Source organism: Pseudomonas sp. p1(2021b), assembly GCF_020151015.1.
Lineage (GTDB): Bacteria > Pseudomonadota > Gammaproteobacteria > Pseudomonadales > Pseudomonadaceae > Aquipseudomonas > Aquipseudomonas putida_K.
This window is the reverse complement of sequence record NZ_CP083746.1, coordinates 2,185,595-2,201,149: the sequence shown is the minus strand read 5'-3', so window position 1 is coordinate 2,201,149 and position 15,555 is coordinate 2,185,595. Positions and strand designations below refer to the sequence as shown.

Here is a 15,555-nt window from a genome sequence, read left to right as displayed (position 1 = left end):
TGGGCCCACACGGTCGGGAGGACGCTAGATAGCTACTACCTCGGTCAGAACAGCAACAATTGGCGATCGGTCAGCGCGTTGAACTCATCGCCCACGAACGGCAGGATCGCATCGGCCACGGGCTGTAACTGCCGTGACAGGTAATGCTCGTGGTCGATCGGCGATTGCCGGTTTTCCAAAGGCTCGGGGCCGGACGTGGTGATCAGATAGCTGATCCAGCCCCCATTCTGGTATTGCAACGGCCGGCCGAGTCGCTCGTTGTATTCGTCGGCCAGCCGCGCGGCGCGCACGTGGGGTGGGACATTGCGCTGGTAGTCGCGCAAGGGCCTGCGCAGGCGCTTGCGGTAAACCAGCAGCGCGTCCTGTTCACCGGCCAGGGTACGGCGCACGTAATCACGCACGTAGTCGCGGTACGGCTGGCCACGGAAGATCCGCCCATACAACTCCTGCTGGAATTGCCGAGCCAGCGGTGACCAGTCGGTACGCACCGACTCCAGGCCCTTGTAGATCACCTCCTCGCGTCCATCGGCACGGCGCACCAGGCCTGCATAGCGCTTCTTGCTGCCCTCCTCGGTGCCACGGATGGTGGGCATCAGGAAGCGCCGGTAATGGGTCTCGAACTGCAACTCCAGTGCACTGTCCAGGTTCAGGCTGACCTTGAGGTGCTCGCGCCACCATTGGTTGACCTGCCCGACCAGATCACGACCGATACGCGCTGCCGACGCCTCGTCATGGGCCTCCTTGAGCCAGACGAAGGTGGAATCGGTATCGCCATAGATCACGTCATACCCCCGGGCTTCGATCAGCTCGCGGGTCTGGCGCATGATCTGGTGCCCCCGCATCGTGATCGACGAGGCCAGCCGCGGGTCGAAGAAGCGGCAACCGCTGGAGCCCAGCACGCCGTAGAACGCATTCATGATGATCTTCAGTGCCTGGGACAGCGGCGCGTTGCCCGCGCGCTTGGCCGCCTCCCTCCCCTGCCAGACTCGCTCGACGATCGCAGGCAGGCTGTGCCGGGTACGGGAAAAGCGGGCGCCGCGAAACCCTTCGACCGAATGTTCGTCATCGGGTTGGCGCAGCCCTTCCACCAGCCCCACCGGGTCGATCAGGAACGTGCGGATGATCGAGGGGTACAGGCTCTTGTAATCGAGCACCAGGACCGAATCGTACAGGCCTGGGCGCGAGTCCATGACGAAACCACCGGGGCTGGCCTCGTCCGGCCTGCTGCCCAGGGTGGGCGCGACATAGCCCAGGCGGTGCATCGGCGGGATGTACAGGTGGCAGAACGCGGCTACCGAACCCCCGCTGCGGTCCACTGCAAGACCCGTGACAGTCGAGCGCTCGAGGAGGAATTCCAGCAGCTTCGTATGGGCGAAGATCCGCGTCACCAGCTCGCAGTCCTTGAGGTTGTAGCGGGCCAGGGCCGGCTTGTCCTCGGCGAACATGCGGTTGATTTCGTCCATGCGCTGGTAGGGCGTGTCGATGGCCTTGCCCTCGCCCAGCAACGTCTGGGCGACGCTTTCCAGGCTGAACGAGGGGAAGCTCCAGGTGGCCGAGCGCAGCGCCTCGATGCCGTCGATCAGCAAGCGCCCCGGGGCATCGGCGAATACATGGCTACGGCTGCCATGGGCACGCAAGGTCAGCGGCGCGCCGTTACGCCCCAACGCCAGCGGCACCTTCAGTCGCGTGGCGTGCTCGTGCAGCACACGCAGGTCGAACTGCACCAGGCTCCAGCCGATGATTGCATCAGGGTCATGACGGGCCAGCCAGCGATTGAGGCATTCGAGCAACTGGGCACGGTCGTCGCAGTACTGCAGGTCGAAATCCTCCGCGTGGGCATCGCCGTTGGCCGGCCCGAGCATGTAGACCTGGCGCTGGCCACAACCTTCCAGGGCAATACTGTAGAGTTCGCCGCGCTCGCTGGTCTCGATGTCCAGCGACACCAGGCGCAGTGTAGGGCGGTAGTCCGGCAGGGGTTTGAGCTGGGCATCGCAGAGTACGCCCCGGGCATCAGGTTGACCGCTGAACTGGACCGGGGCGGTGATGAACCGCTCCATCAGGTAGCGTTCCGGGGGACGGATATCCGCTTCGAAGACATCGATACCCGCCGCACGCAGGCGCTGCTCGAGCTGGATCAGCTGGCGGTGCTGGCGACAATACAGGCCCAGCACGGGGCGTTGGTCGAAGTCACGCAGGCCCAGCGGTCGGAACTCGATGCCCTGTTCGCTGACCAGCAGGGCCTGCGCACGCGCCGCCTGCTCCACCGGGATGAAGGCCACCGACACCTGCGGCGCCAGGCGCAGCTGCCGTGGACCCTGGTCGGTGGCGAGCCAGAATTCCACGCAGGTACCTTCGGGCGTGTCATGCCAATGCCGGGTAAGGACAAAACCCTGCTGCAACTCCACCGCGTCGACCTCGAATCGTTTTTTCGTTGAGTGAAGGTGCATTCTACCGCTGTATGGGGATGGCCTGTTCGACCCAATGGGCCTCGTTGCGGGGACAGGCATCACCCATAGAGGTAGTCGATGTCCTTGTAGGCCAACGGCGGTACCTGGCCGAGCAGGAAATCGCGCAAGCGCCGCATCTGGGGCGCCTTGGGGCTGGCCTTGAGCCAGGTCATGTAGTAACCGTCGCCTGTGGCCACGGCATGCTTGAAGGGCGTCACCAGCCGGCCGGCGGCCAAGTCGGCACTGGCCAGCACCAGGTCGACCACCGAGATGCCCAGGCCTTGCTGGGCCGCGGAAATGCCCTGGTCAAGGGTATCGAACACCTGGCCCTGGTCGATGCTGATCTCCAGCGCGTCCATCCGTGCCAGCCAGCGGCGCCAGTCGCGACGGTCCGGCGAGGGATGCAGCAGCTCGCAGCGCTCGAGCACCGAAAGATCCGAGACGGGAACTTGCAGGTAATCGGGGTGGCACACCGGAATCAACCACTCATCGAACAGCTTGAGCCCCTCGACATCGGCCGGGAAACGGCCATTGCCCAGCAGGATGGCACAGTCGTAGGGCTCGGAATAGAAATCCACCGTGTCGATGTCCATCCACACGCTCGACAGCTGCACGCTACAGCTGTTGTCGACCTTCTTGAAACCGTCCAGCGCCCGGAGCAGCCAGCGAACCGTCAATGTAGAAGGTGCCTTCAGGCGCAGGCCGTAGCGGTCCTGGCGCAGCAATGAACAGGCATTCTCGATGATCTTGAAGCCGACCTTGAGCTCCTGGGCCAGCAATCGGCCGTGCTCGGTGAGGCGCAGCTTGGGGCCGCGACGTTCGAACAGGTCACAGCCGAACAGGGCTTCGAGGGTCTTGACGTGATGGCTGACAGCGCCCTGGGTCAAGGACAGCTCCTCGGCCGCCCGGGTGAAGGAGCCGTAGCGTGAGGCGACTTCAAAAGCGCGCAGGGCATGAAGTGCAGGGATCCGTTCCGACATCGAGCCATCCAAAGTATGAGTGAGACTAATAGTAGGTCACAGCACCACCCGTTTTACAACCTTGGTGGGTTCTTCGAAAATGCTCTTAAACAATAAATATTCATAGGAAACCGCGTAGAACTCGCGGTCAATTTCATTGAAACACCTGGGGAACACATGTTTACGGGTTATGGAAACTGCTATCGCCTGGATGCGCTAGAGCTGGCCGCCGAACATATCCAGAATCGCCCACATTGGACGCATACCGCCATCGAACAATTTCGGACTTTCCTCGCCGCTCCCGATTTTCCTTGCCTGTTCGGACGCAAGGCGGTGGCAACCGCGATGTGCCATGTGGTCTTCGCCCGGGCCGGCGAATGGGCCACCGACATCGCCCGGGGGCTGGCCGGCTATGTCCGTATGCTCGAGCCGATCCCGCTCAAGCAGCGCATCGGCATGCCACTGCTGGCATTCCTCGAAACCGACGCCAGCAGCACCTTGGCCGAGCAACAGGCCCTGGCCTGGCAGGTGCTGCAGGATGTGCACCGTCTCGACCCGCTGCCCTGGCCCGCCGCGGTACCCCACGATCCCCATGACCCCAACTGGTCGTTCTGCTTCGCCGACATGCCGTTGTTCATCAACATGAACTTCCCTGCGCACCGGCAGATGAAAAGCCGCAACCTGGGCGACCACATCGCCTTCGTCATCAACCCCCGGGAAAGCTTCGACGAGGTGGCCAGCGCCGCCACCGAAAGCGGGCGGCGCATTCGCTCGCGGATCCGCGACCGGGTACGCCACTACAACGACGGCATCGTCCCGGATACCCTGGGCTTCTTCGGCCAGGGCGACAATTTCGAATGGCGTCAATACCAACTTCAGGAACCCGGCTCGCTGAACCCTGCGCGCTGCCCGTTCCATGCCCATGCAACAACCGATACCCTGATCGAGAACTGAACGTGAATACCGCACTCGCCGCCACCTATGCCCTCACCGTCCTGCTGCTGATCGCCACGCCCGGTCCGGTCGTGGCGCTGGTCGTCAACACCGCAGCCGCCTCCGGCCCGCGCAAGGCCCTGTTCACCGCGCTGGGCACCAACTGGGCCTCCCTGGTACTCATCGGTGCCGCCGCCTGGATCATCATGACCAGCGCCGCGGTCGACAAGGCCTGGCTCAGCGGCCTGAGCCTGCTGGGGTGCCTGTTCATCGGCTACATCGCCGTCGCCACCTTGCGCGAAGCGCTGCAGGCGCCCGCTGCGCAAACAGCGGCGGATACGCCCGCACAACCTGGGCGGGGTGGCTTGCTGCAGGGCTTCATGGTGGGTATTTCCAACCCCAAGGACATCATCTTCTTCATTTCCTTCTTCCCGCAGTTCATCCAGATCACCGAGTCCTTCGGCAAGAGCATGGTGGTGTTGTCGCTGCTGTGGACCCTCATCGATTTCGCCGTGCTCAGCCTGTACATCTTCGCCATCGGCAAGATCGCCTCGCAGCGCAGCAACCGCCTGATCACCCTGGCCTCCGGCGTTGCCCTGCTGCTGATCGCCATTGCCGGCCTTGCCTATAACATCAAGGAACTGGCCGCCATCTGAGCCGCGCCATTGCCGAGCCTGGAGTGCCAAAGGAGCGCCCATGAGACCGATCGACCACGCCACGAACGTCCAAGGCAGCCCTCTTCCCCTGCAACAGGACTACCAGCGCTTCCTGTTGCTGGGCAGCCGCCGCGCGCCCCACACGCTGTACATGCATGAGCGCGGCTATCGCTCCGGCACCATCAATACCGACAGCCTAGGCATGCGCTACAGCCACTGCGGCGAAAAGCGCTTTTCGGTGGCCGAGCACCATGGCACGAAGCGGGTCAACCTGTTGGTGGGCGGTTCCACCACACTGGGCATCGGCGCCAGTTCCGACGAGCACACGGTGGCCTCCTACCTGTCGGCACTCACCGGCGAGGTCTGGCTGAGCCTGGCCGGCTGCGGGCTGAATGCCACCCAGGAGCTGTTGATGTTCCTTACCCACCAGCATCGGTTTGGCGAAATCGGCCATGTCGTGGTGCTCAGCGGCCTGAATACCCTGGCCCATGAGGCTTTGGACGAAGTCTTCGCCTGCGAACAGGGCCAGGAACAGGCATTGTCCTACCTGGGCCTGCTCAACAGTTTCAACGAAGGCGTGCAGCACACCGAAGCGCCTCGCAGCTCATCGCTCTGGCAGCGCCTGGGCCAGGCCCTGGTCCCTCGCCGCCACCCCTCCCCACCCCGTTGGACGCTGTCTGCCCCCGACAAGCGCCTGGCCCGTGCGGCCGAGACCATCGGCCGCACCCTACGGCAATGGGATCGCCTGCTGGCCGACGGCCATACAACCCTCACCTTCATTCTCCAGCCCTTGTTGCCCTGGTGCCGCGACAGCTTGCCCGCCGCCGAGCAAGGTATGCTCGATACCCTGCAACGACAGCCGACCAATTTCGACCGGCTGCTGGCCGACGTGTTCGACAACGAACTGCACATGGCCTTCTTCCGTCGGATCAAGGCCCAGGCCGAATCCGTGCCCTGCTACGACATGAACTGCATGTTGAGCAGTTCCCCGGTGTTCAGCGAGGCGCTGTTCGTCGATCGCCTGCATTTCAACGACCTGGGCAACAATACCCTGGCCAAGGTGATCACCGCGAAACTCGGGCTGGCCCAGGAAAAACAGGCCAATCGCAAGGCGACGACCATCAAGCTCGTCTGACAAAGCAGGAATGCTCTTTCAGACTTCCCTACGGGGTGGCTAGAATACGACGTTGTCGCTCCTGATTCGCTTGAGGCACGTGTGTAACGCCATGACCATCGAAGCTGCCCCGCTGTACCTGGTCGCCAGCCTTGGCCGACCTGCCTGCGAGACCCGCCCGTGAATCGTGCTGTCTTCTTGTCGCCATTGCTCCTGGCCGCGCTTGCGCAAAATGCCCAGGCACTGGACGTGCAGATCGACCCACACGCCGACCTGCTCTATCGCCAGGCCCTGCCCCTGCTCGAACAGGCCGACAGTCAGGATGATGCCCCCAGCCCGCTGCGCACTGCCATAGGCAGCGACCCGGAGCTCAGCCGCCAAGGCCAGGCCCTGGCCCGTACCCTGCCCACGGCTGTCGCCTTGCTGAAAAAATCAGTGGCACTTGGCCACCCGGTAGCCCAGTACCGCCTGGCCTTGTACTACATGACCTACCTGCCCGCCACGCAGATTCCGGACGCTGCCTGCCCTCTGCTGGAGGCCAGCCTGCAACAGGGCTTCGCCCCGCCAGCCCCGGCAATCGCCACCTGGTGCCCGCCGTACAATGCCAGCCCCGCGTACCGCCAGGCACTGGAGGCGATCCCCGGCATGGCCACCCTGTATGCGCCCTATTACCCACAGCCTGCAGTTCGCCTGGCCTGCAACCGCAGCCAGCCGCAAGGCCTGGAGATGCAATGGGGGCGTCAGCGTGACTACCAGGCCGAGGTGTACCGCCTGCTCGGCGATCTTGACCCGCAACGTCGGCAGCTGTTGTTGCAAAAGGCCGTGGAGATCAACGGTTGCGCGGCTGCCCAACAGCGCCTGACCAGCCATCGCTGATCGAATGGCCCAGGGGTAGCAAGAACGTTCAAGCCTCCCCTCGCGTCCTCTGGCATGCTGCTTGTCCCTGTCGATTCATAGTCACCATCATGCCCTGCAACCCATCCGTAGCCCGTCAAGCCTTTCTCCACGGCGCCCTTGCCATCCTGCCGCTGTCCCTGGCCGTCGCCCCCTGGGGCCTGCTGGCCGGCTCCATGGCCATCGAAGCCAACCTCAGCGCGTGGGAGGGCCAAGGGCTGTCTGCCATCGTCTTCGCCGGCGCCGCGCAATTGGTGGCGATCGGCATGCTCAAGGGCGGTGCGAACCTGTTCTCGATCCTGCTCACCACCTTGCTGTTGACCTCCCAACACCTGCTCTATGGCCTGTCCATGCGCCCGGTGCTTTCCAACCAGCCGCTGCGCTGGCGCCTGGGGCTGGGCTTTTTGCTGACCGATGAGTTCTTCGCCCTGACCAGCCGCTATGACCAGCAACAGTTCAACCGATGGTATGCCTTGGGGGTCGGGCTGACGTTCTATGTAGCCTGGAACCTGTTCACGCTCGCCGGCATCCTGCTTGGCCAGAACATCCCGCATCTGGATCAGCTGGGCCTGGATTTTTCCATCGTCGCCACCTTCGTCGCACTGATCGCGCCCCTGGTACGCAACCTGCCCACCGTGGTGTGCGTGGCCGTGTCGCTGTTCTGTTCGGTGCTGTTCAGCTACTGGCACTGGGAAACAGCCCTGGTGGTCGCGGGCCTGCTGGGCATGAGCGCCGGCTTCGCCTGCCAGAAGCTCGGAGCAGGCCGCCCATGACCTGGTTGCTGATCTTCGCCATGGGCCTGGTGGTATTTCTCAACCGCTACGCCTTCCTCGAACCGCGCCTGCCCTTGCGCCTGAGCTCCAATGCCCGACAGTTCCTGGGCTTCGCCGTGCCAGGCATGCTGACGGCCATCTGTGGGCCGATCATCTTCCTGCCTGGCCACCAGCTCGACCTGAGCCTGGCCAACCCATACCTGCTGGGGTCGCTGGTGGCGATCGCCCTGGTATTGTTGACCCGCAGCGTATTGCTGAGCATGCTGGCCAGCATGGTGATCTTCTTCCTCCTGCGCAGTTGGCTGGCATGAACACGCCCCTGCGCGAACAAACCCACCTCTGGCAGGCCCCGGCACTGGGCGACGTGGAGATGCTGCACGCACGGTATTTCCAGCAGCGTTTCGCCCCTCATGTACACGAAGGCTACGTGTTCACCGTGATCGAGTCCGGCGCCCAGCGCTTCTGGCATCGCGGCAGCGAGCACCTGGCGCCGGTAGGCAGCATGGTGCTGATCAACCCGGACGAGCTGCACACCGGAGCCACCGCCCACGAGGCGGGCTGGCGCTACCGCGGCTTCTACCCCGAGCATGAACGGGTCACCGGTGTGCTGGAGGAACTTGAGCTGGGTCGGCATGGCATGCCGCACTTCAAGGCCAGCGTCATCCAGGACCCAACGCTGGCCACCCTGTTCAGCCAGTTGCACCAACTCTCCGAAACCGGTGCCAGTGCCCTGGAGCAACAGACCGCCTGGCGCCAGGCGGTACTGGCCCTGGTGCAGCGCCACGGCCACTGCGCCCAGCCTCCCACGCCGGGCAACGAACCCGTGGCGGTGGCACGGGCCCGTGAGCTGCTGGAAAGCCAGCTGGCCGACCCACCCTCGCTGGAGGCCCTGGCAGCGGCCGTGAACCTTTCGCCCTTCCACTTCGCCCGGGTATTCCGCCAGGCCACCGGCCTGCCTCCCCACGCCTGGCTCAAGCAACGTCGCCTGGCCCGCGCCCGCGAATACCTTAAGAGCGGCCTGCCCGCCTCGGAAGTGGCCTTTGCCTTGGGCTTTGCCGACCAGAGCCACCTGAGCCGTCAGTTCAAGCAGGCCTATGGCGTGACGCCGGGGGCTTATCGGCAGGCGTGTCGCTTTGTGTAGGCCATCCGTACTGCTCACCAAGACAGTTCCAATTGCAGCCCATTTCTGGTCTTGCGCCGGACTTTGACAGCAATACCGACCAGGCGCACACCTCGCCCCTGGCGCTTGGTGTCCCACAGCATCCGGCACAACCCTTGAAAAACGTCCGGTTCCAGGTCACGCGCAGGGGCCTCGGCGCTGGCCATGGAAAAGTCGGAAAACTTGAGCTTGACATGGTTCCTGACGATATACGCGCCGTCCTCGATTTCGCCTAAACGAGTACGTAAAGCACTCAAGAGGTCCGTGAGCTCGTCGATGCAGGTCTCGAAGTCCACGCAATCATGGACCAAGGTATGCTCTACGCCCAGGGAGCGTATGTCACTGGATTTGTCCTCGTAGGCTTCCTTGCCCTGACACCGCTCCCATACGTAAAAACCGTGCACGCCCAGGTAGTGCAACAACGAAGGGATCTGCTCTTCAGTGACGTCTCCACAGCGACGACAGCCGAGATTCTCCAGCACCGCCCAGGTCTTCGGCCCCACTCCGGGGATTTTGCGGATATCCAGGGTCGCGAGAAATGCCCCTACCTGGCCTGGCGCGATGACGAATTGACCATTGGGCTTGTTGACCTCGGAGGCAATCTTGGCCAGGTATTTCAGCGGGGCGACGCCTGCAGAGGCGGTCAACCTCAACTCGCGCCAGATACTCGCCCTGATCTGCTCAGCCATGAACGTGGCTGACCCGCCGCAGTGGGGTTGGCCGGAAACATCGAGCGTGGCCTCATCCAGGGAAAGAAACTCTATACTCTGGGTGTATCGACGAAAGATACCTTCCAAGACACGGGTAACGGCCTCATACCGCTCGAAACGCACCGGCAGCATGACCAACTCCGGGCAAAGCCGTTGCGCCGTGGCCGTGGCCATGCCGCTCTTCACCCCGAACTGCCGGGCAATGTAGTTGGCCGTACTGATAACGCCACGTTCACTCGCCCGCCCTCCTACCGCGACGGGTTGCGAGCATAGCCAGGGCGCATCCAACAACTCCACTGAGACGAAAAAAGAATCCATGTCGATATGGATGAATTTGCGCTCAAGGCAGGTATCGCTATCGACGTTGTCATTCAAGCACGAACACCCCGAACGAAACCGTGCCATCGTCATTGTCGACCGGGTGCACCCCCTGGATATGCGGCGCGAAGCCGGGATGCCGGGAGGCCATAGCTTCGATGGCCAGCAGATAACCGACCAAGGCTGGTGTCCATCGCTCACCGGGGGCAATGCAAAGGATGCCCGGCGGATAAGGTATGACACCTTCCGCCGCCACCTTGCCAATGACATTCGCTACCTTCGCCCATCTGGCCTCACCGCGAATGAAACGCTGGTTCGCCGCCTGCGGGCTAAGCTCGGCAATGCACACATCGATGGCACTGAAGATATCAGCTTGTCGCCTCTCCACTTCGTATGACCTGTATAGGCCGTTGATCTCCTGGCACAGCTCGACCAATGACATGCCTTCATAGCGTGCACCGGCCTGGCGTAAGGACGGAAGGGCTTGCAATACCGGGGTATGCGCGCACAGGTCCGCCTCGAAGGCCTGAAGGCAGTCCACCAGCCTGCTCAGGCCGGCCTGTGTGCTAGAAGGCGTGATCAGCAAGGTGAAGTTGTAGAAGTCCGCTTTCTCGGGGGTGAAGTCATGATCCCTCAGGTAGTGAGCCACGACGCATGCTGGGACATGGTTCAGGGGCTGCACGCGGGTAAGGAGGATTACCTTGCACGGGTCCAGATAGTGCAGGCCCGGTTCCAGTTCGACCGCCCTTCCGTCGTTAATCAGCGTGTGCGCCTGCGGCCCTTCGCAGCTGGACGGCCACAGCAGCGGCTTTATACAGCGGCACTGACGCCAGACCTGGAGGCGAAATGCGTCGGCCAGGCCAACGACCGCCTGCCAGTGCCGCTCTCCCTCGCCCTCGACGAGCATGGCCGCGTTGACCTCCAGTGACATGAACAACGGGTACGACGGGCTGGTCGATGCATGCTGCATGAAGGCGCTGTTGAACACGTGCCCTGGGCAATACCTGGTTTGCCCCTGTACATGCCGGTCCTTCTTGTGGATCTGCGAAGCCTGCGAAAGCCCGGACATCTGCTTGTGCACCGACTGGGTGACGAAGATGCCGGGCGACCCTTCGTGCAAAGGCGCGGCCAGTGGTGAAAACCGCGCCAATGGCTGAATGAAAGGCTCGTATCCCGACCAGGCCGCATCGAACAGGACGTAGTCGCAAAGATGACCGATACGGTCGAGTAGCGCCGCAGCGTCTACGATCACCCCATCGCACGTTGCATGCTGAACGATGGCCAGGCGAAACGGCCGCGCCTGGCAAGCCCTGCGCTCATCGAGTTGTGCAGCCTTATGCCGCAACCGGCTTTCATCCAATGCACCGGGGCGATAGCCGCCCAGGATCCCGCGCTCGTCGCGAACGTTCTCCAGGTAGACAGGTAACGCGCCACACTGCACCAGGGCCCCGAGGAACACCGACTTGTGATTGTTCCGGTCCATCAACACCAGGTCACCCGCCGTCAGCAGGGCGCTGGTGACCACCTTGTTGGCCGTGGACGTGCCATTGAGCACGAACCAGGTTCGATCGGCACCAAATACCCGTGCGGCCAGTTGCTCGGCCTCCCGGACAGGCCCGTGGTGGCACAGCACATCACCGAGCTCAGGTGCGGCATGTGGAACGTCCACCCGATAGATTCCGTCACCCAGCAAGCGTCGCAGGCGCACCCCGGCCGGATGCAGCTCCAGGCATTGCCCCCCCTGATGGCCCGGGCAGGCATAGGTGGGCCTGCGACGCGCGCTGAACGCGGCGACAGCACGCGTGAAAGGCGGCAGCGTGCGATGCTCGTACGCTTCGGCCGCGGCCTTTACCCGCGCCTGCTCATCGCTGCTCAGGGGCTTCGGCAAGCGGATGGCGCCCAGCTCCGAGCATTGCTTGGCCAGGAGCGGCTCGTGCGCCTGGCCAATCACGAACAGGGGCACCTTCCAGCGCCGTACGGCTTGAGCCACCTGATCACTGACCGCATCCCGCGGCGTGAGTATCAGCGCAGAGGCATGGGCAAGGTTTTCGCATTGCGCGAAATCGACCATTTCGGCCTCTCCCCACTCGCTTGAAGAAAGGGCCGCACTATGCACGATCGTGATGCTCATCCAGGCCTCCTTGAGTGATCCAACGTAAGGGCGCGACGACCAGCATGAGCGTCATCCCGATAAAGGTCGCCGGCCCCACCAGCACATAGACAGCGCTGGCGATCAAACCTGAAAAAGCGTCGCCGATCACTGCGGTGAAGTAATACAACGAGAAGTTGCGCCCGACCTCGTGCTCGCCAGATAGGCACTGGATATTGGTCACGATGGCGATATCCACGAACGCCCCCACGAACCCCACGCAAAACAGGATGAGCAGGAACAGCCCGCTGGCGTATTCCAGGGCTACGGCGGCTGCGAAAAACAAGGCACCGTACAGCGCCCAGTAGCGCATTACCAAGCGCGCCGTGGTGCGCTTGTTGAACCGGGTATAAAGCACGCCTCCCAGTACGTTCCCGGTGGCCAACAGGGAAAATACGTAGCCTACCGCCGCTTCGGAAGAAAAATGCTCGAGTACCGAAGCCGGCAGGATGAAGCGAATCACCGAGGTCGCGAACATTGCACAGAACGTGGTGCAACAAATCACGGCGAACAGAGGCGCATTGCCAGCACGCATCTGGCCGACGCTATGCGCAGCCTCACGCAAGAGGCTCATGCCATCGAAGGCCACCACTTGCTCTTTGTCGACCCGTGACAGCGTGGCAAGGGCAACTGCCGAACACAGCAGGCAGACGGAAAAGAACAAGAAGGTAACCTCGGTGGTGTACAGCAACGCGATGGCGGAAAACACCAGCGGCCCGACGATAGACGCCGCATCTTCGACCACCTGAAGCCCACTGTTGACCGAACAGAGCACGTCCCGCTCGACGATACTGGGAAAGTAAGCACGGAAGGTGGGGACATACAGACAGTCCAGTGCGGTCATGAACATGGCCATCACGGTCACCATTACCAGGGCAGGCTTGGTAAAACTGAACACGCTGAAGAACAAAAGCACCACGAGGCACTTGCCCATTTCTACCCAAACCAGGGTACGTTTGCGATCGCCGTTATCCGCCAACCAACCTCCAATGGGCGAAAAGACCGCGCTGGGCAAGTAGCGAAAGAAGTAGACCAAGCCAATCAACAGGAGATCCGCCTCCGCTATAGCTACCACCACCACAGCGAAGGCAGCCTCGAAGGCAAACTCCCCACATTTGGAGAAACAGTATCCGGTCGCAAGCGCCCTGGTGCCTGCGTTCAAGTTCAAAGCCTGCATGTCGCCTCGTCTTCCCTAGCCGGCCGAGTAGATCAGTTCGTCTTCCGTAATATCGCGCCCAGGTGTGTCGAGACGCTCGTAGACCAAGCGCTTGAGCACGTTCTGCTCGCTCTCGGGAATCAGGTAGAACATCAGGTTGCTGTACCAGAGCCAGCCCAGGTGGGTCAGCTCATAAGTCTCGGCGTGCTCCACGATTAGCCCGGCCTCGATCAGGGCGCTCAGACGCGCCATCAAACCGGCAGGCATGCGATCGAGCGCGATCCGGCCTTTTTCGGCCTTGCCGTGATAAGGCAGGCGCAGTACCAGCGGCTTGACGGCATCCAGCAAAGGATCATGCTGGCTGACCTGGCAGGGGCATTCGCCCCTGGTCATCTGGCGGATGTACTGCTCGCGTAACGGGGTATTGGTGATCACGTTGCCAGCCAGGCACGAGATGGCATTGACGCCGAAGCCCAGCACGTCATGGTCGGCGTAGCCGTAAACGTGTTCGTGATAGATGAACGAATACTCATCCGTGATCAGCCGCCCAGCCTCGCCAGGCAGATGCACGTAGCCGTGGCCGTTGTAAGGTACATACCCTTTTTGCCGCAGATGCTCGTCGAAGAGCAGCCTCATGTTCAGCTTGCGTAGCGCCGGCATCACTTCGGCGAACCGGACCCTGATCTGCTTGTGCAGCTTGACCGAGGTGGCGACATTGTTGATCGGGTAAATATCTATGTTGCTGACACCCCATGCGATTGCTTTGTCGATATCGGCCAGGGTCTGGCGTTCGCTGCTGCCATTCATGCCGTAGAGGATGTCGCACAGGACATGCTCAAATCCTGAAACCAGACACTCCACGGCCGTTTCTACCCGCCCGATGTCTTGCTCAAGGTTAAACAGCCGACGCCACTGCGGGTCGATCGTCTGAAGACCGAAGCGAGCGTGGCTCACGCCAATATCGCCAAGCGCCGCCACGCGCTCGGGCGTGACACTGCCGACATGACACTCGAAGGAAAACTCCTCGACGCCCGCCATATCGAAATGACGGTGCAACGCTTCGCCGATGGCATGAATGTTCTGAGGCGACAGCAACGATGGTGTGCCACCGCCAAAGAAAATGGCACGAACGGGGACGGCACGCAGGTCCATGATGCTCGATTTGTACTCGATCTCCGTCAGCAGCGCCTCGGTATAGCGATCGATCGCCTCGCTGTTTTTATATAACCCACGAGTGAATGGGCAGAACGTGCAAATCGATTCGCAGAACGGGATATGAAAATACAGCGCCCTTGACCGCGCAGGCGCGTTGCCGTCCTGGAGTATCGTTGCCAGCTGCGACCAAGAGGGAGAGAAGACGTTCAAGGACTGCGACGGGAAGAAAAAATTATAAAGCGGAAACTGATAATCAAATTTAACCACCCCATTATCGACAAGTTTCACAGCCATGCTCCTCGCGCCGTGGCGGGCAGCTGCCGCGCCGGAATGTTTGGCAGTTGATGTTCGCCTGCTCGCCAAAAAAACGCCGAATATCATTATTGATGGCGTCATTGCTCCTGCCACAGGTATAGACATCAATACTGATATAGTTATTTTCAGGATACGTGTGATAGGACAAGTGCGACTCGGAAAGCAGAAATAGTCCAGTGACACCTTCGCCGCCTAGTTCGAACTTATGCATCAGATCATCTATTACCGTGAAACCGGACGACAGCAGCGCGGAATAAAAGAACCGATGCAATACCTGCTCATCACGCAGCAAGGCGGTGTTGGCACCCGTGATGTCCCATAGTGTATGGAAACCGACGTCTTCCATGCGTATCTCTCCTTCACCCGGGAGAAAGAAGAGAGGGCGATCAATGACCGCCCCTAGGCATACGACTCACCACATGCATACGCCCTTGCCTGTTACACCCACGACATCGACCTTGAACATTTCGATAGCTGATTTCATAGCAAACTCCCTCTACTTGGTGATGTGTTCCTTGACTAAACGCCCTCACAACGAGCGGGCAACTTCACGGTAGACGTACAACGCACCACCAACAACCCACTACTTGTAACAAAACCTTTTGCAACAAACGCCTCACACGGACAGGTAGGAAACTTCCCACACCCAAGAAAAAAGTTAAACGTAAAACCTCAAGCTTTTCATGATCAATACCGTTTTACTTACAAAGTACCGAACTTCAATAAACAGACAGCGCACGTAGGCCCATACAGCCTTTGCCGCCTATTCGTCGGATGAACGGTTGTAACGCATACCGGTTTGGCAGGCCTGACATTA

At 61.5% G+C, this 15,555-nt stretch carries 14 protein-coding genes; 7 read left to right on the top strand and 7 right to left on the bottom strand.

Annotated elements, in window-relative coordinates:
- Positions 1–44 precede the first annotated feature (44 nt).
- Entirely contained in the window at positions 45–2,405 is a 2,361-nt protein-coding gene (locus K8374_RS10430) for a DNA polymerase II (RefSeq protein WP_224458958.1), read from the bottom strand.
- A gap of 101 nt (positions 2,406–2,506) precedes the next feature.
- A complete protein-coding gene (locus K8374_RS10425; RefSeq protein WP_224458957.1) occupies positions 2,507–3,427 on the bottom strand; it encodes a LysR substrate-binding domain-containing protein in 921 nt (306 codons plus the stop codon).
- Between the two features lie 156 nt (positions 3,428–3,583).
- Here K8374_RS10425 and K8374_RS10420 point away from each other — a divergent pair, with 156 nt between their 5' ends.
- From K8374_RS10420 to K8374_RS10390, 7 genes are all read left to right on the top strand, one after another.
- Positions 3,584–4,360: a YqcI/YcgG family protein gene (locus K8374_RS10420; protein ID WP_318010861.1), complete on the top strand. Its 777-nt coding sequence runs from the start codon at positions 3,584–3,586 to the stop codon at positions 4,358–4,360.
- 2 nt (positions 4,361–4,362) lie between these two features.
- The gene (locus K8374_RS10415; protein WP_224458956.1) at positions 4,363–4,995 is read left to right on the top strand and encodes a LysE family translocator; all 633 of its coding nucleotides are present in this window, start codon (positions 4,363–4,365) and stop codon (positions 4,993–4,995) included.
- 40 nt (positions 4,996–5,035) lie between these two features.
- Positions 5,036–6,130: a hypothetical protein gene (locus tag K8374_RS10410; RefSeq protein ID WP_224458955.1), complete on the top strand. Its 1,095-nt coding sequence runs from the start codon at positions 5,036–5,038 to the stop codon at positions 6,128–6,130.
- Positions 6,131–6,307: 177 nt separating this feature from the next.
- Entirely contained in the window at positions 6,308–6,985 is a 678-nt protein-coding gene (locus K8374_RS10405; protein ID WP_411969623.1) for a sel1 repeat family protein, read from the top strand.
- Positions 6,986–7,074: 89 nt separating this feature from the next.
- Complete coding sequence (locus K8374_RS10400) at positions 7,075–7,776, top strand: AzlC family ABC transporter permease (RefSeq protein WP_224458953.1); 702 nt, start codon at positions 7,075–7,077, stop codon at positions 7,774–7,776.
- Positions 7,773–8,087 carry an AzlD domain-containing protein gene (locus K8374_RS10395; RefSeq protein WP_224458952.1) on the top strand — a complete coding sequence of 105 codons (315 nt, stop codon included), beginning with the start codon at positions 7,773–7,775 and terminating at the stop codon, positions 8,085–8,087. The genes K8374_RS10400 and K8374_RS10395 overlap by 4 nt, the downstream gene beginning before the upstream one ends.
- The gene (locus K8374_RS10390) at positions 8,084–8,917 is read left to right on the top strand and encodes an AraC family transcriptional regulator (RefSeq protein WP_224458951.1); all 834 of its coding nucleotides are present in this window, start codon (positions 8,084–8,086) and stop codon (positions 8,915–8,917) included. Before K8374_RS10395 ends, K8374_RS10390 begins: the two co-directional genes overlap by 4 nt.
- Positions 8,918–8,931: 14 nt before the next feature.
- On the opposite strand, the gene dinB is transcribed toward K8374_RS10390, so the two are convergent.
- Genes dinB through speD form a run of 5 tightly spaced genes read right to left on the bottom strand, consistent with a single transcriptional unit; the run spans position 8,932 to position 15,084 of the window.
- Positions 8,932–10,020: a DNA polymerase IV gene (gene dinB / locus K8374_RS10385; protein ID WP_224458950.1), complete on the bottom strand. Its 1,089-nt coding sequence runs from the start codon at positions 10,018–10,020 to the stop codon at positions 8,932–8,934.
- A complete protein-coding gene (locus tag K8374_RS10380) occupies positions 10,013–12,094 on the bottom strand; it encodes an ornithine decarboxylase (RefSeq protein ID WP_224458949.1) in 2,082 nt (693 codons plus the stop codon). The genes dinB and K8374_RS10380 overlap by 8 nt, the downstream gene beginning before the upstream one ends.
- Positions 12,072–13,289, bottom strand: a complete 1,218-nt coding sequence (locus K8374_RS10375) for an MFS transporter (protein ID WP_224458948.1) — start codon at positions 13,287–13,289, stop codon at positions 12,072–12,074. The genes K8374_RS10380 and K8374_RS10375 overlap by 23 nt, the downstream gene beginning before the upstream one ends.
- Before the next feature lie 15 nt (positions 13,290–13,304).
- On the bottom strand, positions 13,305–14,717 hold the full coding sequence (locus K8374_RS10370; protein WP_224458947.1) for a coproporphyrinogen-III oxidase family protein: 1,413 nt from the start codon (positions 14,715–14,717) through the stop codon (positions 13,305–13,307).
- Entirely contained in the window at positions 14,695–15,084 is a 390-nt protein-coding gene (speD, locus tag K8374_RS10365; protein ID WP_196166229.1) for an adenosylmethionine decarboxylase, read from the bottom strand. Before speD ends, K8374_RS10370 begins: the two co-directional genes overlap by 23 nt.
- Positions 15,085–15,555 lie beyond the last annotated feature (471 nt).

Coding starts and splice junctions, on each gene's coding strand:
- K8374_RS10425 (WP_224458957.1), bottom strand. CDS start 3,427: ATGTCGGAACGGATCCCTGCACTTCATGCCCTGCGCGCTTTTGAAGTC.
- K8374_RS10420 (WP_318010861.1), top strand. CDS start 3,584: ATGTTTACGGGTTATGGAAACTGCTATCGCCTGGATGCGCTAGAGCTG.
- K8374_RS10410 (WP_224458955.1), top strand. CDS start 5,036: ATGAGACCGATCGACCACGCCACGAACGTCCAAGGCAGCCCTCTTCCC.
- K8374_RS10400 (WP_224458953.1), top strand. CDS start 7,075: ATGCCCTGCAACCCATCCGTAGCCCGTCAAGCCTTTCTCCACGGCGCC.
- K8374_RS10395 (WP_224458952.1), top strand. CDS start 7,773: ATGACCTGGTTGCTGATCTTCGCCATGGGCCTGGTGGTATTTCTCAAC.
- K8374_RS10390 (WP_224458951.1), top strand. CDS start 8,084: ATGAACACGCCCCTGCGCGAACAAACCCACCTCTGGCAGGCCCCGGCA.
- K8374_RS10380 (WP_224458949.1), bottom strand. CDS start 12,094: ATGAGCATCACGATCGTGCATAGTGCGGCCCTTTCTTCAAGCGAGTGG.
- K8374_RS10375 (WP_224458948.1), bottom strand. CDS start 13,289: ATGCAGGCTTTGAACTTGAACGCAGGCACCAGGGCGCTTGCGACCGGA.
- K8374_RS10370 (WP_224458947.1), bottom strand. CDS start 14,717: ATGGCTGTGAAACTTGTCGATAATGGGGTGGTTAAATTTGATTATCAG.
- speD (WP_196166229.1), bottom strand. CDS start 15,084: ATGGAAGACGTCGGTTTCCATACACTATGGGACATCACGGGTGCCAAC.